The sequence below is a fragment of the Microcoleus sp. S13_C3 genome, assembly GCF_036700905.1.
Taxonomy (GTDB): Bacteria; Cyanobacteriota; Cyanobacteriia; order Cyanobacteriales; family Microcoleaceae; genus Microcoleus.
Window position 1 is genome coordinate 20924 of record NZ_JAUBPT010000106.1, and the last position, 6854, is coordinate 27777.

Below are 6854 nucleotides of genomic sequence, written 5' to 3' on the forward strand. Positions count from 1 at the left end.
CATACAAAATCTGCATTGTTCGGCTAGGGGCAGTCCCCCCGTGGTTGCCCTTCTTCGCTTCGCCTAACATTAGAAGAACATTGTTTCAAGCCAAGCAGGCGATTTATGAACAAGCGGATTTCTCAAATGGCAAGTCTAGCCGTCATTGCGATCGGATGTCTCGTGCTGCTGGGTTGGCAATTTGACATCTCCCTACTCAAAAGTGGTTTTCCCGGTATGACTGCGACCATGAAAGCAAACACGGCAATTTGCTTTTTGCTGGCTGGAGGGTCTTTGAGATTGTTGCAGTACCAAAGAACCCGACTGCACAATCGCATCGCTCAAGGGATGGCAGGATTGATAATCATCATCGGTATGCTGACGCTGAGCCAGTATATTTTTGGTTGGAAGCTGGGTATTGATGAGTGGCTTTTCCGAGATTTCGTGTCTTCAGGGACTCCTTATCCGGGAAGAATGGGAGTAAATACCGCCCTAAATTTTGTGCTGATGGGACTAGCACTGTTACTGTTAGGGCAAAATTCCCAACGGGATACTTGGTTGGCTCAGATTTTTAGTAGTGTTGCAACTTTAATTTCTCTACTAGCTTTATTTGCACACCTATTCCATGTCGATATTCTTGAACGTTTGGCCACAATTACGACGACTCAACCCGTAAACACGATCGCCACCTTTTTCATCCTCTATGGAGGAATTTTATGGCTCCGCCCCAAGGAAGGATTAATGCAAGTAGTAACCAGTCCCCTAGTTGGCGGAGTAATGGTTCGGTGGTTGCTGCCTTGGGGGACGCTCTTTCCAGTGACAGTGAACTGGTTGACTCTTCAGGGACAAAATTTAGGCTGGTATAACGTTAATTTTGGCTATACATTGCGTTCAACTATTATGGTTGTCACGTTCTCAATTCTCATCTTGGGGACGGCTCGCTCTTTAAACCAGATAGATTACAGGCGCCAAAAAGCGGAAAAAGAAATTAAAAAACTTAACGAAACTTTAGAAATTCTTGTGGCTGAACGAACAGATGCTTTACAAAAATCGCAGGCTCGTTTTGCGGGAATTCTAGAAATCGCCAATGATGCAATTATTTCAGTCGATCGCACTCAACGCATTACCCTGTTTAATCAAGGGGCAGAAAAGATGTTTGGCTATAAAATTGAGGATATTTTAGGGGAGCCACTGAATTTACTGCTGCCAGAACAGTTTAGAGATGCACATCCGCAGCATATCAAACAATTTGCACAGTCTTCTAGCAGAGCGCGAAGGATGGGAGAACGAGGCGAGATTTTGGGTCGTCGTCAAGATGGAACGCAGTTTTCGGCTGAAGCCTCTATTTCTAAGCTGGAAATGGGAGACGAAACGGTATTTACTGTGATTTTGCGCGATATTAGCGATCGCAAACAAATTGAGATGGCTTTACGAAACAGTGAAGAGCAGTTTCGCCATGCGTTTGAAGATGCCTCTATCGGGATGGCGATCGTTTCACTTGATGGGTACTGGATTAAAGTCAATCCTGCCTTATGTCAGATTCTTGGCTACTCCTCAGAAGAGTTGTTAGCGTTAACTTTCCAAGACATCACCCATCCTGACGATTTAGACGGCGATCTTAGTTATGCACATCAACTATTAGCAGGAAGAATTTCAACTTACCAACTGGAAAAACGGTATTTCCATAAAGAAGGACACATTATTTGGATTATTCTTAATGGATCGCTAGTACAAGATGGACAGGGAAATCCACTGCATTTTATTTCTCAAATACAAGAAATTACGGCTCGAAAAGAAGCTCAAAAGACCCTAGAACTTCAAAGCGTTATTATGAATAACATGGCAGGAGGAGTGTGTTTAATCAAAGCCTCAGACCTCATGATCGTCTACACCAACCCTACCTTTGACGCTATGTTTGGCTACACAGAGGACGAACTCGCAGGTCAACCCCTTGGTATTTTGAATTATGTCGATACAAAGGTTACACCAGATGTAGCCGTTCTAGATATCGTCACTCAAATTGAACAGACCGGGGAAGCGAAATATGAAGTCCAGAATAGAAAGAAAGATGGAACTCTCTTTTGGTGCAGAGTTCATACATCCATGTTTGAGCATCCTGAATACGGAACTGTATATGTTGCCGTTCAGGAAGACGCAACAGAGCTAAAACTGGCTGAGCAAGCCTTGCAAGCTACCACAAATCGCCTCAACTTTCTTCTCAACTATAGCCCCGTGGTCATTTTTAGCAGTAAAGCTGCTGGCGATTATGGAGCAACGTTCATCAGCGAAAATATCAAAGATATATTGGGCTACGAAAGCAGCGAGTTTTTAGAAGATTCTAAATTTTGGGTGAATCACTTACACCCCGATGATGTAAAACCGGTGCTTAATGGCTTAGCAAATCTATTCCTTAATGATTTTTACTTCCACGAATACCGTTTTCGTCGCTCCGATGGGGTTTATCGCTGGATGCTCAGTCAGCTTAAACTAATTCGAGATAATTCAGGTACACCAGTAGAAATTTTGGGATATTTAATTGACATTAGCGATCGTAAACAAGCTGAGTTGGAATTTCATCAGGCAAATGAAGCAAACCAAGCCAAGACTGTCTTCCTCGCCAATATGAGCCACGAACTCCGCACCCCCCTCAACTCAATTTTGGGATTCACGCAATTGATGAGCTATGAGAGCAATCTGACTCGTTCTCTCCAAGAACGTTTAGAGATTGTCAATCGTAGCGGTAAACATTTATTGGATTTGATTAACGATATTTTAGATTTATCCAAAATAGAGAGCGGACGGATGACTCTCAATCCTTCTGAGTTTGATTTGACAAGTTTGCTGACTTCTATCGAAGAAATGTTCCAAGTTAAAGTCCAATCTAAAGTAGTGCAGCTAATTGTCGAGCTAGATCCCGACATTCCTCAATTTGTGCATAGTGACGAGAAAAAACTGTATCAAGTATTGGTCAATCTGCTCGGTAATGCGATTAAGTTTACCAATCAAGGAAGCGTCACCCTACGGGTAAGAGCAACACAAAGAGACAAAACATCCTGTCACCTATGTTTTGAAGTTGAGGATACAGGCGTGGGAATTTCGCCCACAGAAATTGATAAATTATTTAAGGTTTTTGTGCAAACCCAAGCTGGGAATAATTTGAGTCAAGGCACGGGGCTTGGTTTAGCCATCAGTCAAAAACTCGTCAAACTTATGGGCGGTCAGATTCAGGTTAAAAGCACTTTGAACCGAGGTAGCACTTTTTCCTTTGAGATTGGTGTACAGTTACCTCAATCAGAATCCTTACCCCCAGAATCAATTAATCAAAGAGTAATTGGTTTAGCTCCCAGACAACCGACTTACCGCATTCTTATTGTTGAAGATTTAGAAGAAAATCGTCGCTTGTTAGTCGAGATCCTGACCTCGGTTGGTTTTGAGGTGAGAGAAGCAAAACAGGGAGTGGAGGCCCTCTCACTGTGGGAGAGTTGGCGGCCACACCTGATTCTGATGGATCTGCGAATGCCGATCGTCGATGGCTACACAGCTACTAAATATATTAGAGAACGCCCTCAGAGCCAAGAAACTGTCATTATTGCTTTAACTGCCAGTGTTTTGGAAGAAGATCGAGAGAAAGTTCTTAGGGCTGGCTGCAACGACTTTATAAGCAAGCCATTTCAGCAGAGAGAACTTTTTGACAAACTCGCTAAATATTTGGGAGTGCAATATATCTACGAAGTCGTAGAACAAACTCCACAAAAACCATTAGTTGAAACGGTGTCTGTAGAAGATATATCCATGATGCCCCCCCAGTGGTTAGAACAAATGTATCAAGCCGCTTACTATCTCGATACCGAAGTTATGAATGAATTAATTCTACAAATTCCCGAATCCAAAGCAAGTTTGTCCAAAGCACTAACTGATTATATCAATAATTTTAATTCTGATCGAATTATGGAGCTGATTCGACCTTTGCTGCCGAAGCCGCTGTAGTTATCGAGTTTAATGACAAAGAAGCTATAGTGCTGTAAGCAGTGGCTATATTTCTAATATACACCAACAGGGCAAAGGATTTGGACGTTTTTGGAGATGTGTGTGGCAGATATCTATCAGCATAAGGAAATGGCATACACCTTAGATGGAATGTGCTATATCATAGAGCAATTCTATTTCGTGTGTGAAGGGGATTTATTTTTTTATTAACCGCAGAGGGCGCAGAGGTCAATCGATTTTAGATTTTAGATTTTAGATTTTAGATTGACCCCACGGATAAATGCGGGGGCTTGAGGATTTTAGATTTTAGATTTTGGATTGATTCCACGGATAAATCACGTGGCGGGTACCATCAAGAAATTCTTGGTCACAGAGAAAGAGAAAAGAGAGACATGAATGATTGATTTAACCGGAAAGGTAATTTTAGTAACTGGTGGCTCGAAAGGGATTGGTGCAGTGACGGTGCGGACTCTGGTTAATGCTGGGGCCGAGGTGATTTTGCATTACTTTCGCAGTCAGGAAGAAGCTGAAGCGGTGGCAGCAAGTGTTGCGCGCGATCGCTGTTATTTATTGGCAGCAGATTTGATGGTGGAAAACGCGGCTTCGACTTTGTGGCGAGATGCTTTAAAATGGCGGGGCCATATTGATATTTTAGTTAATAATGCGGGGATTATGCAGTCAGCGGGTATAGAGGACGAGTTCGATATTTGGTCTTCAGCTTGGCAGCAAACTCTACAAGTGAATTTAATTGCCGTTGCCGATTTGTGCCGAGAATCTATTCTGCATTTTCAAAGTCGCAGGGGCGGTACAATTATTAATATAGCAAGTCGCGCTGCTTTTCGTGGGGATGACCCGAATTATCTGCACTACGCCGCTTCTAAAGGTGCTATTGTTGCTTTAACTCGCAGCATTGCTCGAGGGTTTGCGACTGATAATATTTTGGCTTTTACAGTTGCGCCGGGATTTGTCAGTACAGAAATGTCTAATCAGTTTATTCAGGAGTTCGGTGAAGCTGATATTATTCGCGATATCCCGATCGGCAAAATCGCTCCTCCTCAAGATGTTGCCAATGTTATCGCGTTTTTAGCATCCGGTTTGGCTACGCACGCTACCGGGACTACGATCGACATTAATGGAGCCTCTTACGTGCATTGAGACAATTACTGTAAAATACCTCTCAAGGCTCACGGTGACACCTTTTAAAAATCACTAATTTATCACTTTAGCAAGACGCTAAAAACTCCCTCAATCACTTAGCGTTAGATTAGAAGATAGTCTGAGGAAAGTTGATTATGACAACAAATAACGGCACCAACACAAAACGAGTTGCCATACTCATTGAAAATGGAGTTGAAGATTCGGAATTTTTAGTTCCTTACAACGCCTTAAAACAAGCAAATTTTGATGTAGTTGTCCTCGGTTCGCGGACAAACGAAAAGTATGCAGGGAAACAAGGAAAAGTTGCCCAGCAGGCTGACGGAACTACGACAGAAGCATTGCCCGCAGAATTCGATGCAGTGATAATTCCCGGCGGGATGGCTCCTGATATGATGCGGACTAATCCCAATACAGTACGTTTTGTACGAGAAGCATTTGAGCAAGGAAAAATTGTCGCTGCTGTTTGCCACGGCCCGCAAGTTTTGATTGAAGCCGACTTGCTGAAAGGCAAAAATGCGACGGGTTTCTTGGCAATTAAAACAGACATGATCAATGCCGGAGCTAACTACATTAACGAAGCTTTAGTAGTTGACGGCAACTTGATAACTTCCCGCCAACCTGGAGATTTAGCAATATTTACCACCGCAATTATGGCTCGCCTCGGTTACGGCGGAAAAGCAGTCGGTTTGCCAGAAGAAACTGACACAAATGCAGAATGGTGGAAATTAGCTAATGGTTGGGGAGGTTCGACACAAGGCGACATTGTTAAAGGTTTGAATACCGCCCTCGCAGGGGAACGCTATGCTTGCGAAGCCTTTGAACATTATGCGGAAAAAACCCAAGACAGCGATTTGCGATCGCTCTTGAAAGAAATGATTCAAAATAAACAGAACCACATCCTCGCTATCGAAAAACGCCTCAACGATTTCGGGGAAAAACCCTCAATTCCTGCCCAAATTGCTGACAAATACGCTAAATTAAAAGCTTCGATGCAAGGAAGCGATGAAACGTTTTTGCTGCGGAGCACTCTCGGTGATTTGCAAACCGGTGTTGTCGATATCAACAACCTGCGGGTGAAGTTAACAGATCCGGTATCAACGGCGATTTTGACAGAGATAGAATCGGATTTGTCTAAGTGTGAACAAGTCGTTGCTAAACTCTTCCGCGCCCGTGCAGCTTCCCAGGAAATTAAGTCGCCTAAACCTTCGACTAGCCCCGCTGTAAAAATGTAATCAGCAAGGGGAGAGATAAGTTTGTAGTTGTGTTGAGTTGTTAAAACCCCCCCCATATCGCAACTACCAACTTGCTCTGCAATCCTACAATATACCCCTTTGCGGTAAAATAAAACCCAACACTAAAAAGCAGATATTCAACTAACTGCAAGGTGGAGGGTTTTATTCAATGGGTTTTATTTTTGTTTTAGCTGGACACGGCGAGTTTGAAGGAAGCTTGCGGCATCCGATGGCGGTACAAGCCCTCGGATTCCTCCCTGCATAAATAAAAAATATGGTATCCGATAAGCAGCCCCCAGATATATCCGTAAAGTCGCTTTCTTCAATGCTTCAAATCTCAAATCTCAAATCTCAAATCTCAAATCTCAAATCGATTAACCAGCCCTCGGATATATCCGTAATATCATGTCCGATGGATTAACCATAAGGAATGAGAATTAAATAACTTCCACAAGTTTGTGGGATGGGCGTCCCGCCCGTCCAAAAAGGACGGGCGGG

At 43.2% G+C, this 6854-nt stretch carries 3 protein-coding genes; all 3 read left to right on the forward strand.

What is annotated here, in order from left to right; all coding sequences use genetic code 11:
• Nucleotides 1-105 precede the first annotated feature (105 nt).
• Entirely contained in the window at nt 106-3966 is a 3861-nt protein-coding gene (locus QUA16_RS24760) for a PAS domain S-box protein (RefSeq protein WP_333106539.1), read from the forward strand.
• A gap of 396 nt (nt 3967-4362) precedes the next feature.
• Nucleotides 4363-5121, forward strand: a complete 759-nt coding sequence (locus tag QUA16_RS24765; RefSeq protein ID WP_333106538.1) for an SDR family oxidoreductase — start codon at nt 4363-4365, stop codon at nt 5119-5121.
• 137 nt (nt 5122-5258) lie between these two features.
• Nucleotides 5259-6356 carry a DJ-1/PfpI/YhbO family deglycase/protease gene (locus QUA16_RS24770; protein ID WP_333106537.1) on the forward strand — a complete coding sequence of 366 codons (1098 nt, stop codon included), beginning with the start codon at nt 5259-5261 and terminating at the stop codon, nt 6354-6356.
• Nucleotides 6357-6854: the final 498 nt, after the last annotated feature.

Coding starts and splice junctions, on each gene's coding strand:
- QUA16_RS24760 (WP_333106539.1), top strand. CDS start 106: ATGAACAAGCGGATTTCTCAAATGGCAAGTCTAGCCGTCATTGCGATC.
- QUA16_RS24765 (WP_333106538.1), top strand. CDS start 4,363: ATGATTGATTTAACCGGAAAGGTAATTTTAGTAACTGGTGGCTCGAAA.
- QUA16_RS24770 (WP_333106537.1), top strand. CDS start 5,259: ATGACAACAAATAACGGCACCAACACAAAACGAGTTGCCATACTCATT.